This window comes from Peribacillus frigoritolerans, assembly GCF_001636405.1.
In the GTDB taxonomy this organism is placed as follows: Bacteria; Bacillota; Bacilli; order Bacillales; family DSM-1321; genus Peribacillus; species Peribacillus frigoritolerans.
On the sequence record NZ_KV440950.1, the window covers coordinates 1,717,029 to 1,738,966 of the forward strand.

General features: G+C 42.1%; 19 protein-coding genes and 1 other annotated feature. Of the genes, 10 read left to right on the forward strand and 9 right to left on the reverse strand.

Annotation, left to right across the window (positions count from 1 at the left end; genetic code table 11):
* The first annotated feature begins 209 nt into the window (after window positions 1–209).
* Entirely contained in the window at window positions 210–1,514 is a 1,305-nt protein-coding gene (gene murC, locus A6755_RS08460; RefSeq protein WP_034309255.1) for a UDP-N-acetylmuramate--L-alanine ligase, read from the forward strand.
* Window positions 1,515–1,560: 46 nt separating this feature from the next.
* Here murC and A6755_RS08465 read toward each other — a convergent pair whose 3' ends face one another.
* Window positions 1,561–2,673 (reverse strand): aminopeptidase, encoded by a 1,113-nt coding sequence (locus A6755_RS08465; RefSeq protein WP_063590431.1) that lies wholly within the window; start codon window positions 2,671–2,673, stop codon window positions 1,561–1,563.
* A 229-nt stretch (window positions 2,674–2,902) separates the two neighbouring features.
* Between A6755_RS08465 and A6755_RS08470 the strand changes: the two genes are divergently transcribed.
* The 5 genes from A6755_RS08470 (at window position 2,903) to ccpA (ending at window position 7,467) form a co-directional block, all read left to right on the forward strand.
* Window positions 2,903–3,412, forward strand: coding sequence for a DUF948 domain-containing protein (locus tag A6755_RS08470; RefSeq protein ID WP_034309251.1), 510 nt, complete (start codon window positions 2,903–2,905; stop codon window positions 3,410–3,412).
* A 47-nt stretch (window positions 3,413–3,459) separates the two neighbouring features.
* Window positions 3,460–4,032, forward strand: coding sequence for a YtxH domain-containing protein (locus A6755_RS08475; protein ID WP_034309249.1), 573 nt, complete (start codon window positions 3,460–3,462; stop codon window positions 4,030–4,032).
* Between the two features lie 128 nt (window positions 4,033–4,160).
* Window positions 4,161–4,487 carry a bacillithiol system redox-active protein YtxJ gene (gene ytxJ / locus A6755_RS08480; RefSeq protein ID WP_034309246.1) on the forward strand — a complete coding sequence of 109 codons (327 nt, stop codon included), beginning with the start codon at window positions 4,161–4,163 and terminating at the stop codon, window positions 4,485–4,487.
* Window positions 4,488–5,005: 518 nt separating this feature from the next.
* The gene (locus tag A6755_RS08485) at window positions 5,006–6,082 is read left to right on the forward strand and encodes a bifunctional 3-deoxy-7-phosphoheptulonate synthase/chorismate mutase (RefSeq protein WP_034309244.1); all 1,077 of its coding nucleotides are present in this window, start codon (window positions 5,006–5,008) and stop codon (window positions 6,080–6,082) included.
* A 380-nt stretch (window positions 6,083–6,462) separates the two neighbouring features.
* Window positions 6,463–7,467: a catabolite control protein A gene (gene ccpA, locus A6755_RS08490; protein WP_048682265.1), complete on the forward strand. Its 1,005-nt coding sequence runs from the start codon at window positions 6,463–6,465 to the stop codon at window positions 7,465–7,467.
* A 90-nt stretch (window positions 7,468–7,557) separates the two neighbouring features.
* Here ccpA and A6755_RS08495 read toward each other — a convergent pair whose 3' ends face one another.
* From A6755_RS08495 to A6755_RS08505, 3 genes are read right to left on the reverse strand one after another with little or no spacing between them, the layout of a single operon-like run.
* Window positions 7,558–8,739, reverse strand: a complete 1,182-nt coding sequence (locus tag A6755_RS08495; protein WP_034309239.1) for an acetoin utilization protein AcuC — start codon at window positions 8,737–8,739, stop codon at window positions 7,558–7,560.
* Window positions 8,732–9,382, reverse strand: coding sequence for an acetoin utilization AcuB family protein (locus A6755_RS08500; protein WP_063590432.1), 651 nt, complete (start codon window positions 9,380–9,382; stop codon window positions 8,732–8,734). The genes A6755_RS08495 and A6755_RS08500 overlap by 8 nt, the downstream gene beginning before the upstream one ends.
* 26 nt (window positions 9,383–9,408) lie before the next feature.
* Window positions 9,409–10,041 (reverse strand): GNAT family N-acetyltransferase, encoded by a 633-nt coding sequence (locus A6755_RS08505; protein WP_034309235.1) that lies wholly within the window; start codon window positions 10,039–10,041, stop codon window positions 9,409–9,411.
* A gap of 323 nt (window positions 10,042–10,364) precedes the next feature.
* On the opposite strand from A6755_RS08505, the gene acsA reads away from it, so the two are divergent.
* A complete protein-coding gene (gene acsA / locus A6755_RS08510) occupies window positions 10,365–12,083 on the forward strand; it encodes an acetate--CoA ligase (protein WP_063590433.1) in 1,719 nt (572 codons plus the stop codon).
* 126 nt (window positions 12,084–12,209) lie between these two features.
* Here the strand turns inward: acsA and A6755_RS28100 are convergent, their stop codons facing one another.
* Complete coding sequence (locus tag A6755_RS28100; protein ID WP_063590434.1) at window positions 12,210–13,178, reverse strand: hypothetical protein; 969 nt, start codon at window positions 13,176–13,178, stop codon at window positions 12,210–12,212.
* On the reverse strand, window positions 13,157–15,211 hold the full coding sequence (locus tag A6755_RS08520; protein WP_063590435.1) for a transglycosylase domain-containing protein: 2,055 nt from the start codon (window positions 15,209–15,211) through the stop codon (window positions 13,157–13,159). The genes A6755_RS28100 and A6755_RS08520 overlap by 22 nt, the downstream gene beginning before the upstream one ends.
* Before the next feature lie 148 nt (window positions 15,212–15,359).
* Window positions 15,360–15,576, forward strand: a binding site (T-box leader).
* A gap of 66 nt (window positions 15,577–15,642) precedes the next feature.
* Between A6755_RS08520 and tyrS the strand changes: the two genes are divergently transcribed.
* Both tyrS and A6755_RS08535 read left to right on the forward strand, forming a co-directional pair.
* Entirely contained in the window at window positions 15,643–16,899 is a 1,257-nt protein-coding gene (gene tyrS, locus A6755_RS08525; protein WP_034309231.1) for a tyrosine--tRNA ligase, read from the forward strand.
* A gap of 711 nt (window positions 16,900–17,610) precedes the next feature.
* Entirely contained in the window at window positions 17,611–18,255 is a 645-nt protein-coding gene (locus tag A6755_RS08535; RefSeq protein WP_063590437.1) for a hypothetical protein, read from the forward strand.
* 375 nt (window positions 18,256–18,630) lie between these two features.
* Here the strand turns inward: A6755_RS08535 and rpsD are convergent, their stop codons facing one another.
* Window positions 18,631–19,233 carry a 30S ribosomal protein S4 gene (gene rpsD, locus A6755_RS08540; RefSeq protein WP_034309220.1) on the reverse strand — a complete coding sequence of 201 codons (603 nt, stop codon included), beginning with the start codon at window positions 19,231–19,233 and terminating at the stop codon, window positions 18,631–18,633.
* Window positions 19,234–19,686: 453 nt separating this feature from the next.
* Entirely contained in the window at window positions 19,687–20,166 is a 480-nt protein-coding gene (locus A6755_RS08545; RefSeq protein ID WP_034309218.1) for a GAF domain-containing protein, read from the reverse strand.
* 154 nt (window positions 20,167–20,320) lie between these two features.
* Between A6755_RS08545 and refZ the strand changes: the two genes are divergently transcribed.
* Window positions 20,321–20,965, forward strand: coding sequence for a forespore capture DNA-binding protein RefZ (refZ, locus tag A6755_RS08550; RefSeq protein WP_034309217.1), 645 nt, complete (start codon window positions 20,321–20,323; stop codon window positions 20,963–20,965).
* Between the two features lie 14 nt (window positions 20,966–20,979).
* On the opposite strand, the gene hisJ is transcribed toward refZ, so the two are convergent.
* Window positions 20,980–21,783 (reverse strand): histidinol-phosphatase HisJ, encoded by an 804-nt coding sequence (hisJ, locus tag A6755_RS08555; RefSeq protein WP_063590438.1) that lies wholly within the window; start codon window positions 21,781–21,783, stop codon window positions 20,980–20,982.
* Window positions 21,784–21,938 lie beyond the last annotated feature (155 nt).

The window sequence follows — 21,938 nt, forward strand, 5'->3', positions numbered from 1 at the left end:
AGCCAATGATTTGATAAATTGGCATCTGCCTGACATGGATGAATGAATAAAAAAGTGATATAATAGTTTTTTGTTGATGAATGATTGAAAATAAAAGTTCGAAAACCTATGAAGAAATTGCGTTACTAACAAGTCTCGTAATGGAAAAACAAATAAAAGATGACGTCATATACTGTCATACAGGTAGACGATTGGTGGAGGTTCGCTTTATGACTGCTTACCATTTTGTGGGAATTAAAGGGTCGGGTATGAGTGCTCTTGCACAAATACTGCATGATATGAATATTGAAGTGCAGGGTTCCGATTACGAAAAAGAATTTTTTACACAATTGGCATTAGAAAAAGCCGGGATTAAAATCCTTCCTTTCAACGAGGAAAATATTCAACCTGGAATGACCATCATTGCAGGAAATGCGTTTCCGGATAGTCATCCGGAAATCTTGAAGGCAAAAGAACTTGATTTGCCGATTATCCGTTATCACCGTTTCCTAGGTGATTTCATGAAAAACTTCATCAGCGTGGCGGTTACGGGAGCGCATGGTAAAACATCGACGACCGGCTTACTTGCCCATGTAATGGGGGGCGCTAAACCGACATCCTTCTTGATTGGGGATGGAACGGGTAAAGGAATCGTGAATTCTGATTACTTCGTTTTCGAAGCATGTGAATATCGCCGTCATTTCCTTTCCTATTATCCGGATTATGCAATCATGACGAATATCGATTTTGATCATCCTGATTATTACGCTAATGTCGAAGACGTGTTCGAGGCTTTCCAAACGATGGCCCTTCAAGTCAACAAAGGCATCATTGCGTGCGGGGATGATGAGCATTTACCACATATTCAGGCGAAAGTACCGGTTATTTTTTACGGATTTGCAGAAGGAAATGATTTTCAAGCGAAAAATGTTTCCGTCACTCCGGATGGCACGACTTTTGATGTGCATGTAAGGAACAATTACTATGATACATTCACTATTCCTACTTTTGGAAAGCATAATGTGTTGAATGCACTTGGTGTCATTGCACTTTGTAAATATGAAAACTTGGATACGGAAGCTGTGAAAGCCCAATTGCGGACTTTTGGCGGAGTTAAACGCCGGTTCTCCGAAAAGGAAATCGGAAGTCAGATCATCATTGATGATTATGCACACCATCCGACCGAGATCTCTGCAACTGTTGACTCGGCTCGTCAGAAATATCCAGAGCGTGAAGTTGTTGCTGTATTCCAGCCGCATACTTTCTCGAGAACGCAGGCATTCCTGGATGAATTCGCCGACAGCTTGAATTTGGCCGACAAAGTATACTTATGTGAAATTTTTGGATCTGCTCGTGAACATCAAGGAAAGTTATCGATTGAAGACCTTCAAGATAAGATTCCAGGTGCCGAACTGATTACGGAGAACACAACATCTATATTGCAAAACCATGATAACAGTGTCGTGTTATTTATGGGTGCGGGGGACATTCAAAAATTCCAAGCAGCCTATGAGCATTCACTGCAGGTAAAATAAAAAAAACGACCATCCGTTGTAGCGGATCGGTCGTTTTTTTATTGGGTTATTTTAAATTTTCCGGATTTAAATTTTCCAATTCAGGTAAAACGAAGCGTCCGTCCTTACGTATCAAGACGTCATCAAAATGGATTTCCCCGCCGCCATATTCAGGCCGCTGGATATTGACCAGGTCCCAGTGAATGTCTGAATGGTTTCCGTTAAAGGCATCATCATAGCATTGTCCTGGAGTGAAATGAAAACTTCCATCAATTTTTTCATCAAAGAGGATATCTTGCATCGGGTGTAGAATATAAGGATTTACACCAATTGCAAATTCACCGACATATCGTGCGCCTTCATCAGTATCAAAAATTTTGTTGATGCGTTCCGTATCATTCGCGACCGCTTCAACGATTTTTCCATCCTTGAATGTCAACTTCACGTTTTCAAAAGTAAAACCCTGATATGGGGAAGGAGTATTATACGAAATCACTCCATTGATGGAATCTTTAACTGGAGCCGTATATACTTCACCGTCAGGAATGTTCAGCTCACCCGCACATTTGATGGCTTTAATGTCTTTGATGGAGAAGGTTAGATCCGTACCGGGCCCAGTTAAGCGGACCTTATCCGTTTTATCCATCAATTCAACAAGGTTGTCCATTGCTGCACTCATTTTGCCATAGTCGAGGTTGCAGACTTCGAAATAAAAGTCTTCGAATGCTTCTGTGCTCATTTTGGCTAATTGGGCCATGGAATTTGTCGGGTAGCGAAGTACGACCCATTTTGTTTTTGGCACGCGGATATTTCTATGTACTTTACCGACTGTCTGTCCATGAATCGCCATCTTCTCTGAAGGGACATCGGATTGTTCATTGATATTATCCCCGGCACGAAGCCCGATATAAGCATCCATATGTTTCATTACGTTTGCTTCAAACTCACCCATCATCTTGTACTGTTCTTCTTTAGCACCCATCAGCAAGGCCCGATCCACTTGGTGATCCTTTAACAGGACGAATGGGTAACCACCTGCTGCATAGGCTTCATTCACAAGTGCGTTAACAAGTTCACGCTGCAATCCAAAGTTTTCGATCAAGATTTTTTCACCTTTTTGAAGCTTCACGGAATAATTGATTAAGTTTTTGGCCAATGTACCAATTCTGGGATCTTTCATAAAAAATACCTCCATTGTTTAAATTCGACTTATCTTTTCTATCATACCCGATTTCCTGCCATAAGTGTCACCCATGAATTTCACGGAGGAACTGGATTCAGACAACAATATTTCCAGATTAGGGTTTGATAGGGTATATTGAAAAAATAAATACGTTTATAATAATAGGGAAGGGGTAATTAATATCTAACAGCTATTAAATAAGTCGATTTTTTTCGGAGGTGTTCCAATGGAGATTATTTTATACGTAAGTGCTGCTGTTGCAGCGATAGCTTTTTTGGTACTCGTTATTTTTCTAACGAAGGTACTGACATCACTTCAAACTACCCTGGACAGTGTGGCCCGGACGCTGACAGGACTAGAGAGCCAAATGCAGGGCATAACGCTCGAAACTACTCAGTTATTACATAAAACGAATACGTTGGCTGAAGATTTGCAGCAAAAGTCAGAAAACCTGAACACGGTGGTGGATGCGGTGAAGGATGTAGGTACATCCATCTCCAGCTTTAATTCTTCCATCCAAAAGGTTTCCCATAAAGTGCAGGCTGAGATTGATAATAATCAAGAAAGAATCTCACAAATTGTACAATGGAGTAATGTAGCCATGGAGATCAGGGACAAATGGAAGTCCAGAAGCAAACAGGCAGCCCCGACCCCGACTGAAAGGGCAGAGTTAGAAAGGGAAGCGCTGGAAACAGATAACTTACCTAAAAAAAGGTTTTTACGTTCTAGATCATAAAATCTAGTTAAATAAAAATGAACTGAAAATTGAAAGGGGAATGTATTATGACTCAAAAAGAATTTCCGACAAAGGACTATCAGAAATCATATGAGGACGAACGCGACTCGATCAATTCTAAGGACTTTATGATTGGCGCCTTGATCGGCGGGATGATCGGAGCGGCTACAGCTTTGTTCATGGCTCCGAAAACAGGCAAGGAATTAAGGAATGACTTCAATGAACAAGCTAGAAACATTTCCGAGAAAACAGAAAGATTAAGACAAACGGCGATGGAAAAAGGTACAGTCCTTGCTGATACTGCAAAAGAAAAAACAAACTCCGTCACGGAAATCGTTTCCAATAAATCTTCGAATATCGTCAACAAAGTGAAGAGCCTGAAAACAGGAAAAGAAAACGGCGACGCTGCTGATGATACAACCAATTCAAGCAATAAGGATATTGATGTAACCGGAACTACCGATGCACCTATCGTATCCGTCGAAACGAACTTTGCTAACAGCAATGATTCGGAAAATAATCCTGCAGATCCTACAAGCGGAAACAAGAATGCGGCAAAATTAAAACTTGATGAAGCGAAAAAGGCATTTGATGAAACGGAGAGTAAACTAAAGAATTAAACTCCCTGGATTCCTTTAATGGGAATGAAGAGGCATTAAGGGACGAAGAATAAGGCGGTGAAGTGCTTCGATGGCTTCATCGCCTTTTTGATGGTAAAATTTATATGACAAGGAAAGGAGACTGCTATATGGTCATGAGCAAAATCGAAACAGAAGAACAATTCAATGAGCTTCTAAAAGAGGATACATTCCTGCTTTTCAAGCATAGCGTAACATGCCCTGTAAGTGCTGAAGCATTTGAACAATATGAGAGGTACACCTTAGGGAACGAACAACTAAAAACGGCCTATTTGGCCGTCCAGGAAGCTCGTCCACTATCCAATTATGTGGCAGAAACCTTTGAGGTCAAACATCAATCACCTCAGGCCATCCTTTTTAAAGGTGGAAAGCCTGTGTGGAATGAATCTCATTGGCGGATTACATATGATTCATTGAGCAAGGCCATTACAGAATGAATGTGAAGGCCGGATCCCTTTGGTAAGGGGTCCGGCCTTTTATTATTCCATTGATTGGCGGGCCTAAGGATGTTTATCCTGGGGAAACCTTTTCTAGAGAGGCCCTTCCGTAAAGACTCTTTAAACATTTCTCAGCTTCGGAAAAGTGGCAGAAGATTTAAACTTTTCTATGCTCTTGTGAAAAATGATCAATTAAATGATAGCTTTCCTGTTCTATTTCCAATATAATTCCTACAACGGATCTGTTTCAATATTCTGTGTAATCGTTTTTCTGGCATGAGCCGAACCTAGTTTTATGCATTTATAACTTTAATGCTTAAAAGCGTTTAATTATTAAAGAAAAATATAGTGACATTTATGGACACTTCATTTATAATTGATTTAATCATACATGAAATATTCTAAATTTTTCATTGATAAAACAATCGGGGTGGATGTTCGAGGATCCGGATGGGATTTTTTTAGTTTGAATCCGCTGAACCGATTTCTATTTTAAAAAACGAAGGGATGGATTTGTAATGAGCAACAAAGAGCTTGATGGACTTCGTAATCAACTGGATGATGTGAACCTTCAGTTATTACATCTTATTAATCAACGTGCTGAACTTGTACAGGAAATTGGTCGCGTTAAAGAAAAACAAGGTGTAAACCGTTACGATCCGGTCCGTGAAAGAACAATGCTGGATCTTATCGAAGCCAATAATCAAGGACCGCTTGATCTTGGTTCGATTAAACATATTTTCAAAGAAATCTTTAAATTGGGCTTGGAGCTGCAAAAGGATGATCAGAAGAAGACGCTTCTTGTATCAAGAAAACAAAAAGCTGAAGACACGATCATCGACATCAAGGGTGAATTGGTAGGTAACGGGATCCCTAGCTTCGTTTTCGGACCATGTGCCGTTGAATCTTATGAACAGACAGCTGCGGTGGCGGAAGTCATTAAAGCTAAAGGTTTGAAATTGATGCGCGGCGGTGCCTTTAAGCCACGTACATCTCCATATGACTTCCAAGGGCTTGGTTTGGAAGGTTTACAAATACTTAAACGCGTTGCTGATGAATACGGCTTGGCTGTCATCAGTGAAATCGTGAGTGCCAATGATATTGAAGCGGCAATCGATCATATCGATGTCATCCAAATCGGGGCGCGGAACATGCAGAACTTCGACTTGCTAAAAGCGGCAGGTGCAGTAAATAAACCAGTTCTGTTAAAACGCGGACTGGCTGCAACGATTGAAGAGTTCATTCATGCAGCTGAATACATCATGTCGCAGGGCAATGGCAACATCATCCTTTGTGAACGCGGTATCCGCACTTACGAAAAAGCAACAAGAAATACACTTGATATCTCTGCTGTACCGATCTTAAAACAAGAAACACATTTACCGGTCATGGTTGATGTAACGCATTCAACTGGACGTCGCGATCTATTGCTTCCTACGGCTAAAGCGGCTCTTGCAATCGGTGCTGACGGTGTTATGGCTGAAGTGCATCCGGATCCTTCCGTTGCTCTATCGGATTCTGCACAGCAAATGGACTTCAAACAATTTGATGAATTCTACGATGAAATTAAACGTTTGAACTGGGTAACTGTTTAAGCTAAGAATGTCTTGAATTGATCTATTTACGGCCCTTACCAACTTGGCAAGGGCTTTTTTTAATGGTAAAATACTAGTTTTTACAGAAAAACCTTCGAAATAAGCACTATTGGATTGCAGGAAAGATTCGACTATCGTATGATAAATAACAAGAATGAGAACTGTTCGGAAGATTGAGTCATACATAAAGTGATATCTATGTGAATTTTATACTTGAATAGGGTATTGAATATTTGACTGAGAAGAGAGTAGGACTGTTTTTTGTTAGGCAGATCGTTCCTAAAATAATCTTCCTTATAGAGAAAAACGCATAAAAGATTTTTTTCCGAAATAATTCGGGTCTTTTATGGGGAAAATGAAAGAAATGGAGGAATGGATGAATGAATAATATAACCATTTATGATGTGGCACGTGAGGCGAATGTTTCCATGGCCACCGTTTCCCGCGTAGTTAACGGGAATCCAAATGTAAAGCCTGCAACAAGGAAGAAAGTTTCCGATGTGATTGAAAAGTTAGGGTACCGACCGAATGCAGTGGCAAGGGGACTTGCCTCGAAGAAAACGACTACTGTCGGGGTCATCATCCCGGATATCTCGAGCATCTTTTTTGCCGAATTGGCACGGGGCATAGAAGATATAGCCACCATGTATAAATACAATATCATTCTAAGCAGTTCTGACGAGAATATAGATAAGGAATTCCATTTGCTGAATACGATGCTTGGAAAACAAGTGGATGGCATCGTATTCATGGGCGGCAACATTTCTGATGAGCATGTCAAAGAGTTTACGAATTCACCGGTTCCGATCGTTCTGGCAGGTTCGGTAGATGAAAGCGGGCAAGTTCCATCTGTTAATATTGATTATGAGGCGGCGGCATTTGACGCAGTGACCTTCTTTGCTAATAAAGGCCACAAGCATATCGCTTTTGTAAGCGGAAACCCTTCCGCGCTGATTAATGAAATGAAACTGACTGGATATAAACGAGGATTGAAAGAAGCTGGTCTTTCATTTGATGAAAGGTATATTGTTGAAGGTGATTATACATATGATTCAGGAATTGAATCTTTTGAAAAGTACCTGGAAGTTGAAGACAGGCCGACGGCTTTCATCGCCGGTGCTGATGAAATGGCGCTTGGTATTGTCCATGCCGCACAGGACAAAGGGTATAATGTACCGGAAGACTTTGAAGTGATCAGCTTCGATAATACGAGATTGACATTGATGGTGCGTCCGCAAATCACGACGATCGTTCAACCTTTATATGATATTGGTGCGGTTGCGATGAGGCTTCTTACAAAGTTGATGAATAAAGAACAAGTGGAGGAAGGTCTTGAAAAGGTGATCCTGCCGCATCGGATTGAAAACCGTCAATCAACGAAATAACTGGTTTGGAGAGTGTCCCGATGGCACTCTCTTTTTGTTTCCCAAATGTTTGACCGAACAAAAAAAGATCGTTTTTCAACGATCTTTTGGTTAACTTTGTTCATTGCTTTTCGATGTTTGCTTGGAAGACCTGATGGGATAAAGGACCTTTTCAAGCGTCAGGGCATTCTTCTCGGTAATTTCAGGCTTTCTCGGAATGGGTTCGTATATATCTTCCATGTCATCCCATTCAGCCGGTAGGGGAACAGGGGACTCAGGCTGCCAGCTATCGAGCCATTCCTTTGATAGGGGACCTGAAATATCATTATCCGTCATTTCAAGCCAGACCCTCGCCCAAGCCCTCGGGACGACGCGCCATATATCATATCCGCCGCCGCCTACTGCAATCCACCGTCCTTCGCAATACTTATGGGCCATTTCATGGGCCAACTTTGGTATTTCCCTAAAAATCTTCATGGTCGCAGATAAATGGGTGAGCGGATCGTAATAATGGGAATCGGCTCCGTTTTGCGTTAATATGACATCCGGTTTGAAGTATTCAATGACCTCTTTAAAGGAAGCCCTATAGCATTCGAGCCAGGATTCATCTTCTGTGAACGCATCGACCGGGATGTTGAATGAATAGCCGTAGCCTTTACCCTGGCCTCGCTCGTTAATCGTGCCGGTGCCGGGAAATAAGTAGCGCCCCGTTTCATGAATGGATAAGGTGCATACATCGGGATCATCATAAAATGACCATTGGACTCCATCACCATGATGTGCATCGGTATCGACATACAAGACACGCGCCCCATATTTCTTTTGCAGGTATTTAATCGCGACCGAACTATCATTGTAAATGCAAAAGCCCGAAGCTTTCCCGCGGAAACCGTGATGCAGGCCACCGCCAAGATTAAGTGCGTGCAGGGACTGACCGGTCATGACGGCATCCACAGCCGTCAAGGTACCGCCTACAAGCAAGGCGCTTGCTTCGTGCATATTGGGGAAGATAGGGGTATCCTCTGTTCCCAGTCCATAATTTACTGCCTTTTCAGGGGGGAGCTTTCCCTGGCCCGCTAATCTGACAGCGTTTACATAATGGTGATCATGGATCAGTTCCAATTCTGCATCGGTAGCCATTCTTGGCTTGATAATTTGATCATCATTGATGGCATGGTGTTTTTTTAATAAATCAAGCGTGAGTTTAAGCCGTTTTTGATTGAATGGATGATCATCGTTGAATTTGTAGGTAAGGAGTTCATCCGAATAGACGAAAAGGGATGTATCATTCATGTGAAATCCCCGGTAGACTAGGCCATAAAACGGTATAGCCTTCTTTCTTCAAATCCTCCACCACCATAAATGGATTCATCGTCTGTACACGAATTACAAGAATTTTATAATCGGTTCCATTTTTTTCAGGATAAACAAGGGTGCTCAGGATATTCGTATTGCGCCTTTTGAAAATATGGGCAATATCATGAAGGGAACCTGCCTTATCCGGGATTCTGATTTCGATTTGGGAACCGGGCTGATTGACTCCTGTCAACTCAACATATGAATGAAGTAAATCAGAACCGGTTATGATGCCCACTAACTTCCTGCCCTTTACGATTGGAAGGCAGCTGATATTGTTATCACAAAAAACAGCCCCGATTTCTTCCACGAAATCAAGCGGGTGCCCCGTGATTATTTCCGTTTTCATGATGCTTGATAATGGTTTTTGTAAATCATTTTTGTATTCTTCGGTACGGAAAATAGAAGGGGCAGCATCCCGAATATCACGGTCGCTGACTAATCCCACAAGTTGAAAGCTTTCATCGACAATGGGTATATGGCGAATTCGTTTCTCCCTAATGATCAAGACAGCGCTATGGATGGTATCCGTTGGAGTGAGGGTGATGACATCCTCATTCATTATTGTTTCAACAATCATTTTCCTTCCTCCTCTTCCTCTCCTCTTTAATACATAAACCGATTCATAAAACGCAATTGGTCGAACTTCTGGATGGATTCCGGCGGGACTCTTTTGCCAATTCGGGCCATCAGGCAGTTGGCCGGGTGGGAACTGATTTCAGGATCATCTGTTGCAAAGTAGACCAAGCCACCCGCACTCATCATTTTTTCCATGACCTTGCGATAGTCCCAAATATTCAGCCCTGTCCCTTTCAAATCCCAATGCCAATAGTATTCAGTGGTGATGATGATGAAGTCTTCAACCGAATCGTCTTCCATTGAAAGGCGGATCAGGTTCTTCCCGACCGAGGCACCCCGGTATTTAGGGATGACCTCGATTGCACCAAGCTCAATCAGGTCCTCCATCTTGATTTCCGACCAGCGCTCCAAGGGATCGGGATATAAGTAAGTTACATACCCCACGATTGTTTCATTTTCACGGGCGATGAAGATCCTGCCTTCAGGCAAGTCTGCTATCTCTATTAACGCTTTATGCTGCAAAGCAGGGGGGCGAAAGGCGACCAAGTCTTCATGAAACTCATAAGCGGACATTTTTTCTCCGCTTAACGGTCCCTCGATGATGAGCGTTCCGCTTAATGTCTGCAGTTCCTTAGTGTAAAAGGTCTTACTATATTCCATTCTTTCACCACCCTTGTTATATAGTAATCTTACACTCTCGCATTCCGAAGCATCGCTTTTAAACCGAATGGAAAGCTTACATAAATTATACATGAAAACAAGGGGCATAATTCAGAAAGTTCAAGGCGCTTTTGTTACAGTGCTCCTTCTTTCCCGGCTACCATATGGATGCACCTTGACCATGACCATATACCAGTAACTTTCAACCTTCACCAAGAAGGGATTTCCCTAATATGGAAGTGCCCAATATTTTAAAAATTGAGATAATTCGATTCTTATACTATAATAAAAATATAGAGCCGAATGAAGGGGGAGTTTGTCGTATGAATGTGAAAGCGTTACCAGTAGTGGAAGGTAATTTTAATTTAAAGAATTATGATGAAAAATACAATAAGTTTGACTGGTCTGAGACGGAAAAGGAATTCTCCTGGTCTGAAACCGGTAAAGTGAATCTTGCGTATGAAGCCATTGACCGCCATGTCGAAACATACAAAAAGAATAAAGTGGCCCTTTATTACAAAGACGATAAAAGAAATGAAAAGTATACATTCAAGGAAATGAAAGATTATACGAACCAAGCGGCCAATGTATTCAAGAACATTGCCAATGTGGAAAAAGGTGATCGTGTTTTCATTTTCATGCCTCGCTCCCCGGAGCTGTATTTTGCATTGTTGGGTGCGATTAAAACGGGAGCGGTCGTAGGGCCGTTGTTCGAAGCCTTCATGGAAGGCGCCATAAGGGATCGTCTTGAAGATAGTGAGGCAAGTGTGATTGTGACGACACCTGAACTTTTGCCGCGCGTTCCAGTGGATGAATTACCCCATTTAAAGCATATTTTCCTGGTGGGGGAAAATATAAAAGAAGAAGGAAAGTACCATCACTTCAATAAGAAATTAAAAGAAGCCGACAAAAAATTCGACATTGAATGGGTCGATCGGAATGACGGTCTGATTCTTCACTATACCTCCGGTTCCACAGGAAAACCAAAAGGGGTGCTTCATGTTCATAATGCGATGATCCAGCATTATCAAACGGCAAGATGGGTCCTTGATTTACAGGATGAGGATGTGTATTGGTGCACAGCGGATCCTGGTTGGGTGACAGGGACGTCTTACGGGATTTTTGGACCTTGGCTGACAGGGACCTCGAATGTCATTGTAGGCGGGCGTTTCAAGCCTGAATCCTGGTACAAGACCTTGGAGGACTTTGGTGTCACGGTATGGTATAGTGCACCGACTGCCTTCAGGATGCTGATGGGCGCGGGTGACGAGATCGTTAAGCGGTTCGATTTAAGCACTCTCCGCCATATTTTAAGTGTCGGTGAACCGTTGAACCCGGAAGTGGTGCGCTGGGGAATGAAGGTATTCAATCACCGGATCCATGATACATGGTGGATGACGGAGACCGGGGCTCAGGTCATCTGCAATTATCCTTGCCTGGAAATCAAACCGGGTTCGATGGGTAAACCGATTCCTGGCGTGAAAGCGGCAATAGTGGATGATCAAGGCAACGAGCTTCCGCCGCATAGAATGGGGAACCTTGCCATCAAGAAAGGCTGGCCTTCGATGATGAAGGCCGTCTGGAAGAATGAAGCGAAATATGAATCTTACTTTATGCCAGGCGATTGGTATGTTTCGGGGGATTCCGCATACATGGATGAAGATGGTTATTTCTGGTTCCAAGGCCGTGTCGATGATGTCATCATGACTGCAGGGGAGAGGGTCGGACCTTTCGAAGTGGAAAGCAAGTTGGTCGAGCATCCAGCTGTAGCTGAAGCGGGGGTCATCGGTAAGCCGGATCCGGTTCGGGGGGAGATTATCAAAGCGTTTATCGCCCTTCGGGACGGATACGATGCGAACGATGAGTTGATTGAGGATATTCGTACATTTGTGAAGCATGGTCTAGCAGCACATGCAGCACCTCGTGAAATTGAATTCAGGGATAAACTTCCTAAAACAAGAAGCGGTAAAATCATGCGCCGTGTCTTGAAAGCTTGGGAACTTGATTTGCCAACCGGTGATTTATCATCGATGGAGGATTGAGAAACTGAGTCATACTGATTATTGAAAATGAAAAAGGCATCCATTGTCACATGGATGCCTTTTTGGGAGATTATAAGGAAACAGGCTGTCGGGGGTTACCCGACAGCCTGTTTTAGTTCAAGAGTGTCATTCTTCCCCTTCTTCCGCTTTATCCGTTTCTTGCTCTTGATCATTGACTGTGCCTTGATCTTTGTCGTTCCCTTGAATTTCTTTATCTGTATTCTCTTTGTTTTGATCTTTGTCTTGAACTGGATCTTTTTCTTTATCCGTTTCCGTTTCTTTTTCTTGTTGTATATCTTTTTCCGGTTGTTTATCTGTATTTTTGTCTGGAGCGTTCTCTTCTTTTGAGTCTGTTTTTTTAACTTCGTTAACTATTTTATCTTTTCCGCGATCATCTTTATTTTTCGTGGAATCTTCTTTGGAACTTGTCTTTTTAGCGCCGCTTTCAACATGTTGGGAAGGGGCTGATTCTTTACCGACAATGTCGACGGCCGTTACGTAATAAGATCCGCCAGATCCGACTTTGTAAACAAGATTCTCCCCAGCATTGATGCTCGACACTTTTTTGCCGTCTTTATAGACACGATAACCGACGACATCTCCTTCATGATGCAAGCCCCATGTAATCTTATCGTTGCTGATCGTTATGGATAGGGGATCTGGTGCTTTGCCATTATCATTCAATTTCGCTGTCGCCCCGACGACATTTCCTGATTTTTCGGCTCCGGGAATCACGGATCCCGGGTCAATGACATATCTCAATCCGATATCTGCAAAGGAATCTGGATTCAACATGAACCCACCGCTTTTGAATTCGCCAGGTGTTTGCGGAAGGGCTGCGTAGCGTTTGCTGCCCACTGATACATATTGTCCATCTATGAAACTATCATCCGCCCTGGATGGAGCATACTTGGCGATGAATAAATCCGATTTGACAAGCCCGGCCTTTTGGCATGAGCTTGAAGGCAGTAGTCCTGAAACGCCACAGAAGGAACGGCTGACAATTCCGCCAGGCATTTCGAATCGCTTATCGGGGTCGATGAGTTTAGGGTCGACTTTATATGCTGCATTGATCAGATCTGCCCAATAATACATATTACGTTTATTATATTCAAGACCATTATAAGTCCCTTGCAAGGATTTAGGCTTGTCATAACCGAGCCATGTCCCGAACGATACATTCGGGACATGGCTACAAACCAGGCATCCCAATAGTTTTGTGAAGTACCGGTTTTACCTGCCCAATCGCTTGAGAAAGCAAGGCGGTTCCTGACCGAGGCCGCCGTCCCGCTGTTTACGACATCACGCATCATATCGAGCGTCAGGTAAGCGGCTTGCGGAGAGAAAACATCCACTGGTTTCACTTTATGCTGATAGATGACTTTGCCATCTTTCGAAACGATTTTATCGATCATATAAGCATCGATGAATTCTCCTGAATTGGCAAAAGTGCCATATGCATTGACGTTTTCTTCAACGGTTACACCTTTTTCCATCGCACCCAATGACACGGCAAGATTGGAGTAATCCCCTTTCGTCACGGTGGAGAAGCCCATTTTTTCCAAATACGAAGCGGGGCTCAGGTTGATGATTTTCTTGTAAAAGAGCGCTGCCGGGATGTTATAGGAATTCTTCAGGGCCTCGCGGGCAGTCGATACTCCCGTATAGCTGCCGCCGCCATAGTTTCCTGGACTCCACGGTTTGCCGCCTGTTGGAATGGAGATCGGCACGTTGGCCGATACGCTGCCAGGCGAGATCTTGCCCAGCTCGATGCCTGGACCATATATCACCAGCGGCTTCATCGTTGATCCGTTCGAGCGCAATGATGCGGTGGCGTGGTTGTACTGTTTCCGCTTAAAATCACGGCCGCCTACGAAACTGATGATTTTCCCTGTTTTATTCTCGATAAGGATGGCCCCGGCTTCAACGGGCTCACCTGCTTTATCGTATCCGTAATTCGGATAGTTTTTCGTTACTTCCTGCATCTTGTCATAAATCTTTTTGTTGACGGTCGTATATACCTTATAGCCATTTTGCCGCAGCTTACGGTCGGCAAGTGCTAGATATTGAGCTTTTAAATCAGCATTCTTTAAATCTTTCTCTTCATATCCATCTTCTTTTGCCAGACTGACAGAGAGTATTTCGATGGAGCGTTTTTCGATTTCATCGATGAGCCATGGATATTTCTCGGATGGCATCTCCGTTTTACCGATAAAGTCTTTAGTAATGTCGTATGCGTTTGCTTTAGCATATTCTTCTTTTGTTATGTACCCGTTACTATACATCCGCTTTAAAACGGTTTTCATCCGGTTGATGCCGGGCTTTTGATTTTCCTTCAGTTTTCCTTTTTGGGTATATGGTGTATATCCGAAAGGGCTTTGCGGCAATCCAGCGATAAAGGCTGATTGGGGCAGTGTCAGATCTTTGGCCTCCACGCCAAAAATACCTTCAGCGGCGGACTCGACCCCGGCGATGTTCCGGCCTGAAGAGTTTCGTCCCAAAGTGGAGACGTTTAAGTACGTTTCCAAAATCTCTTCTTTTTCAAAGAACTTTTCGACCCGGAGCGCAAGAAGAATTTCTTTGGCTTTCCGTTCAAATGATACTTCGTTGGTCAGGACCTGGTTTTTAATGAGCTGCTGTGTTAATGTACTTCCTCCCGATTGGACGGCTGCATTCGAAAATTCCTGGTAAATCGCACGCAGGATGGCTTTCGGAACAACCCCGTCATGTTCATAAAAATACTCATCTTCTGTAGCGATGACTGCATTTTTAAGATGCTTGGAAACTTTATCGATGGACACTTCCTCACGCTCAAGGTCACTCTTAAGCTTGCCCAAGTATACTTCATCTGCAAAGTATACTTCAGAGGTCTCTTCATAATTGTAAATGTCTTTTTTCAAATCTTCTTTTGAGCGTACTGGCTCATCATTGACGAGGGCAGCGAAATAGCCGGCTCCTACGCCGCCGGCGAATGAGAATCCTAGGATCCCGACAATAATGAGGATCAGTGTTAAATTCCAAATGACTTGGTATGTAACCCGCGCGTTCTTATGTGTTTTTTCACTTTGGAAAAAACGGGTCAGCTGCTTCCAGACTGTTTGAAATCTATCTTTTTGATTATTATTCATCGTATCATACCCCCTGAAATCACATATATTATAGCATACAACCGGTAGGGGAAAGGGCATCTTTCTTATTTTTCTATAATCTGTAGGGTGATGTTGACAAGGATTCTTATGTATGATAAAAGTTTATTAACAACAATAAAATGATTAAATGATCGCGATGATAGGACCCAGTAGTCAGACTATCCCTGTTTCAGAGAGCCGGTGGTTAGTGGAAATCGGTACAAATGGTATGATGAATTACTTCCTGGAGCATTTGCTGTGAAATGATTAGTAGCAGGAAACGGCTGACGACCGTTATTCGTCTTGAGCGGAGGGCGTATTATGTCCTCAAGTTGGGTGGTACCGCGAATTCATTCGTCCCTTCATATTTATGAAGGGGCGTTTTTATGTGCTTTTTGCGGGTTTTTTCTAAGATGGAGGAGGAATATTTAATGGAATTGCTTAAAGACCTCGAGTGGAGAGGAATTATTTATCAACAAACGGATGAAGAAGGTTTTAAGAACCTTTTGGAAAAAGAGAAAATTTCTTTATACTGTGGTGTCGATCCAACTGCGGATAGCATGCACATCGGTCATCTATTGCCATTCTTGACATTGCGCCGTTTCCAGCAGCACGGTCATCGTCCCCTTGTGCTGGTAGGCGGTGCGACAGGACTCATCGGTGATCCTAGCGGTAAAAAAGAGGAACGTCAGCTGCAAACGCTGGAAAAAGTCCTTTATAATGCAGACTGCATAAAAGGGCAGCTATCCCACATCTTTGAATTCGACGGTGAAAATGGTGCGGTCATGGTCAATAACTATGACTGGATAGGCAAAATCGATATGGTTACGTTCCTGCGTGATTACGGGAAATACATCGGCATTAACTACATGCTGGCAAAAGATACGGTTGCTTCCCGCTTGGATACAGGAATTTCCTTCACTGAATTTGCGTACACGATTTTACAAGGAATTGATTTCGGACATTTATACAGCAATTACGACTGTAAATTGCAAATAGGCGGCAGTGATCAATGGGGCAACATTACGACCGGCCTTGAAATGATCAGGAAATCCAATGATGAGAATGCCAAAGCATTCGGTATGACGATCCCGCTCGTAACGAAAGCGGATGGAACGAAATTCGGTAAAACGGAAGGCGGAGCGATATGGCTTGATCCGGAAAAAACGACTCCTTATGAATTTTACCAATTCTGGATCAATACAGCAGATGCAGATGTCGTGAAATACCTTAAATTCTTCACATTCCTATCTCGTGAGGTGATTGAAGAGTTAGAGCAATCCGTACAAAACGAACCGCATTTGCGTAAAGCGCAAAAAGCTTTAGGGGAAGAAATGACCCGTTTGATTCATGGTCAGGAAGCTCTTGACCAAGCGATCAAAATCTCTGCCGCCCTATTCAGCGGTGAGGTGAAGAATTTAAGTGCAGCGGAAATCAAATTGGGCTTTAAAGATGTCCCTAGCTTCGAACGTGAAAGCAAGGAAGATATCGGTTTGGTCGATTTAATCGTTGAAGCGAAAATTTCGCCATCAAAGCGTCAAGCCCGTGAAGATATTCAGAACGGGGCAATCTCCATAAATGGGGAGAAAGTGACCGATCTGCAATATGTAGTGACGGAAGCTGCCAAGATTGAAGGGGAGTTCATCCTCGTTCGTCGCGGCAAGAAGAAATACACATTAGTGAAATGATTGTCCAAAGCCCGGCTGAATCCCAGCCGGGCTTTGTTCTGCAATAATTTTTTTTTAAAAAACGTTGATTGGAACGTGGGCACTGCACCCCCTAGAGTCGCTTTACCCACAACCGTCGGGAGGATAAGCCATGATTTTAATTGGGGGAGGAGAATGGAAACCTAAGTCTAAATCTGCAGTAGTCACATTTAAAAGGGTGCAAAAGCCAATCTTACATGGAAGGGTTTGACCCTGGAACTTGATGCTATCTTTGAAAAGGTACCGAAACAGCTTTGTCTAAGCTCCAATAGGCAAGAGATTTCTGCAGATAAGAAGGAGGTAATTATTACTTTCTTTGAATGGTATGCTCTATCGGATTATCATGATTTTCTGGAATCTCCATCACGTCTACTCGAACTTGAGTCAGGATTTTTTAGCTAATCAACATTTTATTATGTTTAGTCTTTGTTGTTTTTCCTCATAATTGATACAAAACAAAACATGGCTATCAATAATAGTATTGCTGGAAACGTATAAAAGCTTCCGTTGTATTTAATAGAGTGATCTACTTTTAAGCCATACAAATAAATAAATAGGATAAAAGAAACAGATAACGCTATAGTTCCGGCTATTAATTTCATAATATCACCTCTCTTTAGTTAATTTGTATTATATACTAAAAAGTGTATACTGTAATTATCAGAAAATTCAGAAAAATATGAGGGGTAAAAAATGAGAATTAATAACCAAAAGTTTTACATTCAGCTTCTTAGTCTTTTCAGCCTGTTTATTCTATTAATAGGATCTCTGAATTTATCAAGGGTCTCAGCAGAAGGGGGAGACGATTCCATTGTAGAAATTGAAGGAGCTAATGTGGAATTAACAGTTGATGCTCCTTACAGTTTAACAAAAGACAATGGAACCTTAGTATTTTTTGATACAGTAGAAGACTATAATGCTTATTTAGATAGCCAAATTATAAAAATTGTTCCTATATGCGCAACGTGTAATAAAACTACAACAACAACCATTACTACTAATACAGCAAAAGAAAAATGGGTAAACTATCACCCTCTTACAAACGCTTGGGCTAAAGCTAGCAGTTATACTATTTCTCGTGGGAAATCATATACTATTTCTGGTTCTTATAGTTATGATGGATTTAATGTGGGTGTTAGCGTAGCTCATAATACCTCAGTTTCTACAACAATCCCAGCTAATTCAAAAAAATACAGTAGATTAGGTGTTTGGTCAGACATTACTTTCAAGAGATTTAAACACATAGTAAAAAGCCCGACTGGAAAGGTTATAAATACGTATTATTCAAATACTGCATGCGGTGTTGGTGCTCCCTATATAAAAGTTAAATATAAATAAGAAATCAAATACAGTATCTATTTTAAATGAATATATTATTTACAATAATTGTCTTAGCCTATTTCGTTACTGTATTTCTCCTACATTTATAATTTAAGTAATGTGGTGGTGACTTGGCTTTCGCTATATTTTTACTTATTATACTACTTTATAAAGTATTCTTCTCTGATATTAAAAACGTCCTCCTATTTCAAGAGAACGTAAAAATAAGCAACAGTCCACAACCTATTTTTTATTGGAGTTTTCTAAACCTCCCTAATTAAACAGGTTATCATACACCATTCTAAAAATCAGGAGAAAAAGAAAAAACCCTAGAAACACTGATGTATCAATGTTTTTAGGGTTTTCCTAATTGCTGTTAACAAAGCGTTTTTATTAACGAGAGTAGAACTCAACGATAAGAGCTTCGTTAATTTCAGCAGGCAATTCAGAACGTTCTGGTAAACGAGTGAAAGTACCTTCTAATTTCTCAGCATCGAAAGTAAGGAAATCAGGAACGAAGTTAGTTGCTTCAACTGATTCTTTGATGATTGAGAAGTTGCGTGATTTTTCACGAACTGAGATTGTTTGTCCAAGAGACACTTTGTAAGATGGAATGTCTACGCGGCTTCCGTCTACAGTGATGTGACCGTGGTTAACAAGTTGACGTGCTTGACGACGTGTACGAGCTAAACCAAGACGGTAAACTAGGTTGTCAAGACGTGATTCAAGAAGAATCATGAAGTTTTCACCATGTACACCTTTAAGTTTGCCAGCGCGGTCGAACATTGTGCGGAATTGACGCTCAGTGATTCCGTACATGTGACGAAGTTTTTGTTTCTCTTGTAGTTGCATTCCGTATTCAGAAATTTTTCTACGTTGGTTAGGACCATGTTGTCCTGGAGCATAAGGGCGTTTTTCTAATTCTTTACCAGTACCTGTTAGGGAAATTCCTAAACGACGGGATAGTTTCCAGCTTGGGCCAGTATAACGAGCCATAGGATGACTCCTCCTTTAAATGTTTTTATTTTGGTAAAATAAAAACCGTGTGAATGTACGATCATGACCATTTTGTTTTCATGTACCTTCGCCCTAGCAGCAGAGGGTTACGAGATACACCTCTGGATTGAGGAACAAAATGAGAACATAAAGGCTATCACATAGGCTGCAATATTTTACACAAAGAGTATTGTATAATATTCTGCTCAATGAGTCAAGGACAGTTGTGATAATTATAGAATAGAGAATGGCGGCAGGAAAAATACAATTTTATCATGAGATAATGAATACAACAATTATGGATGGTTTCCGGGATTACTTGGGACCCTTGCCACGGGTTTCCTTTGCATCATTTAAAAGTGAAATGTCAAAAGGGCCGGTGAGGGAAAGGGTTTGTACCTGGGTACTGAAATGAAAAAGGGAGCAGGCATGGGTTGCCGCTCCCTTTAACTTTTATAGATGATTGGAAAGGATTTCAGCGAACTTCTCCAGTCCTTGCTGATCCATTTCGTCAAAACGGTCCGTTATCGGGCTGTCGATATCGAGGACACCAAGCAATTTGCCATCCTTCATGAGCGGGATGACAATTTCAGATCTTGATGCCGCATCGCAGGCGATATGTCCAGGGAATTGGTGGACATCCTCAATGCGCAGGGTTTTTTCAGTTGCCGCTGAAGTCCCGCATACGCCCTTGCCCATTGGAATGCGGACACAGGCCGGAAGCCCCTGGAAGGGTCCCAGTATTAATTGGTCTTCTTCATATAAATAAAAGCCAACCCAGTTAATCTCATCGAGAAACTGATTAAGTAAAGCTGCCGCATTGCTTAAATTGGCTATCCTGTTCGTTTCATCTTCGATTAAGGCAAGTAGTTGTTTTTGGACCAGTTCATAGTTTTTTTCTTTTTTTCCTTGATACATTTCGACATTAAACAAAAGCGTTCACCTGTCTTCCTCATATTTTTACAGCACTTTCTAATCATGATGCTCCATTGTTGGGAAATTGTCGAGAACTTACTAAAGGATTCAGGCTCTTTCGTGAAGAAGTAGTCCATAAGACTTGTCTCAAAGAAAGCGAGGGATTGCCTGAATGAATCGCCAGACGCCAACGAAACAAGCCATTGTGGATGCTGCATTGCATTTATTTCATTTAAAAGGCTATCATGCTACATCCATACGGGATATTGCGAATAAAGCGAAAGTGAACGCTGCCAATATTGCCTACTATTTCAAGAATAAGCAGGGGTTGCTGGAATTCTGTTTCACTTCCTATTTAGAAGAATATATCCTGGTCCTTGAGACGAACATGACGCTGCTTGAACTTAAAGGCCCGCAGCATTGCTTGATGAACCTTGTAAAGGATATCCTCGCTTTCCAGAGGGAAAACTTCCTTGCTGCAAGGTTCATTTATGGGGAATCTTCACTCGATTCCAATTTAAACCGTGAAATTCATTCGACTTATTTTACAAAGGAAAAGTCTTATTTTCAATATATATTGGAACAAGGAATCAAGAGCAGGAGTTTCCAGCAGGTCTCCGTTCCCATGTATATGCTGCAGTTGAAGGGATTATTGACGGCCCCTGTCCTGCATACCCATTATGCGATGGATGTGCTTCATGTATTCCCGCAGGAAGCGTATTACACGAATATTTATGCCAATGAAGTCGGGCGTTTTCTGCAAGATACCCTATTCATTGCCGAAGACCTGCAGCCGCTGTTAGCCGGCCGGGGCTGAGGTGTAAACATGAGTTACCCATTATACCCTGCAATCAGTGCCTGATGGCCCTGACCCAAATCTTTAGCCTGATGGGCATCGGAACCATAAATGAGCGGAATGCCGAGTTCTAAAGCACGCTTTGCAAATCGTTCAGGAGGGTAGGGTTCACCGCATAGCGGCTTTACAAGCCCAGCTCCATTATAATCCAGTTCATACCTTTGATCCTTGATCATTTCGAGAACCTTGTAAACCCGCTCGTCAAAACTTGATGCCGGCGGATATCGATGCTGGAATTTATGGACAAGCGTAATGTGCCCGATCCGTTTTGGTTTATAAATGCCTAAATCAGTTTCTATTGATTTTTCCAGTGTATCGTAATATTTGGCATAAACCGATTCCACTGAACCTAGTTCATTGGCAATCTCAGCAAACCCATTTTCGCTGAAATCGATGCAATGCCAGCTGTTTTGATGCTTGATGAAGTGAACGGAAAGTATACTATCATCAAGGGATTCTCCGATTTCGTCGAGGAATTCTTTTGTTTCTTTTTCATACCCCTCTATAAAGTCAACCTCCAGACCTGTTTTGATCAGGATTTTGTCTTTATGGCGTTCTTTCAGTACGCGGAGCTCTTGAAAGTAATCGAGGAGCAGGGCAGCGTCCATCCCGCTGTCTTTTTCAGGCGTAGGATCTTGAAAATTTCGTGGCAATGGAGCATGTTCCGTAAATGTGATTTCCTTTAATCCTAGCTCGATTCCCCGCGTAATATATTCATCGAATTTATCCGTAGAGCCGTGAGGGCAAAACGGAGTGTGCACATGACCGTCAGCTTTCATGGTCCTTCCCTCCCAAAAAACAGGTATTTGTAGCAATTTTCTACAAAAAAATCATTTTTCTCGTCAAAAATTATTGCTAACATGGTATCATAAAAGCATTAAATTTAACATTTTTACAATTCATATATAAATAGCAAGACTGTAAGGATTAGAAC

Excerpts from the sequence above, each read along its gene's own strand:
- A6755_RS08495 (WP_034309239.1), bottom strand. The coding sequence starts at position 8,739 with ATGAATGATACATCCCTTTTCGTCTATTCGGATGAACTCCTTACCTAC.
- A6755_RS08470 (WP_034309251.1), top strand. The coding sequence starts at position 2,903 with ATGGAGATTATTTTATACGTAAGTGCTGCTGTTGCAGCGATAGCTTTT.
- A6755_RS08475 (WP_034309249.1), top strand. The coding sequence starts at position 3,460 with ATGACTCAAAAAGAATTTCCGACAAAGGACTATCAGAAATCATATGAG.
- A6755_RS08505 (WP_034309235.1), bottom strand. The coding sequence starts at position 10,041 with ATGGAATATAGTAAGACCTTTTACACTAAGGAACTGCAGACATTAAGC.
- ccpA (WP_048682265.1), top strand. The coding sequence starts at position 6,463 with ATGAATAATATAACCATTTATGATGTGGCACGTGAGGCGAATGTTTCC.
- murC (WP_034309255.1), top strand. The coding sequence starts at position 210 with ATGACTGCTTACCATTTTGTGGGAATTAAAGGGTCGGGTATGAGTGCT.
- ytxJ (WP_034309246.1), top strand. The coding sequence starts at position 4,161 with ATGGTCATGAGCAAAATCGAAACAGAAGAACAATTCAATGAGCTTCTA.
- A6755_RS28100 (WP_063590434.1), bottom strand. The coding sequence starts at position 13,178 with ATGTATTATTGGGCAGATCTGATCAATGCAGCATATAAAGTCGACCCT.
- A6755_RS08520 (WP_063590435.1), bottom strand. The coding sequence starts at position 15,211 with ATGAATAATAATCAAAAAGATAGATTTCAAACAGTCTGGAAGCAGCTG.
- acsA (WP_063590433.1), top strand. The coding sequence starts at position 10,365 with ATGAATGTGAAAGCGTTACCAGTAGTGGAAGGTAATTTTAATTTAAAG.
- A6755_RS08500 (WP_063590432.1), bottom strand. The coding sequence starts at position 9,382 with ATGATTGTTGAAACAATAATGAATGAGGATGTCATCACCCTCACTCCA.
- refZ (WP_034309217.1), top strand. The coding sequence starts at position 20,321 with ATGAATCGCCAGACGCCAACGAAACAAGCCATTGTGGATGCTGCATTG.
- hisJ (WP_063590438.1), bottom strand. The coding sequence starts at position 21,783 with ATGAAAGCTGACGGTCATGTGCACACTCCGTTTTGCCCTCACGGCTCT.
- A6755_RS08485 (WP_034309244.1), top strand. The coding sequence starts at position 5,006 with ATGAGCAACAAAGAGCTTGATGGACTTCGTAATCAACTGGATGATGTG.
- A6755_RS08535 (WP_063590437.1), top strand. The coding sequence starts at position 17,611 with ATGAGAATTAATAACCAAAAGTTTTACATTCAGCTTCTTAGTCTTTTC.
- tyrS (WP_034309231.1), top strand. The coding sequence starts at position 15,643 with ATGGAATTGCTTAAAGACCTCGAGTGGAGAGGAATTATTTATCAACAA.
- rpsD (WP_034309220.1), bottom strand. The coding sequence starts at position 19,233 with ATGGCTCGTTATACTGGCCCAAGCTGGAAACTATCCCGTCGTTTAGGA.
- A6755_RS08465 (WP_063590431.1), bottom strand. The coding sequence starts at position 2,673 with ATGAAAGATCCCAGAATTGGTACATTGGCCAAAAACTTAATCAATTAT.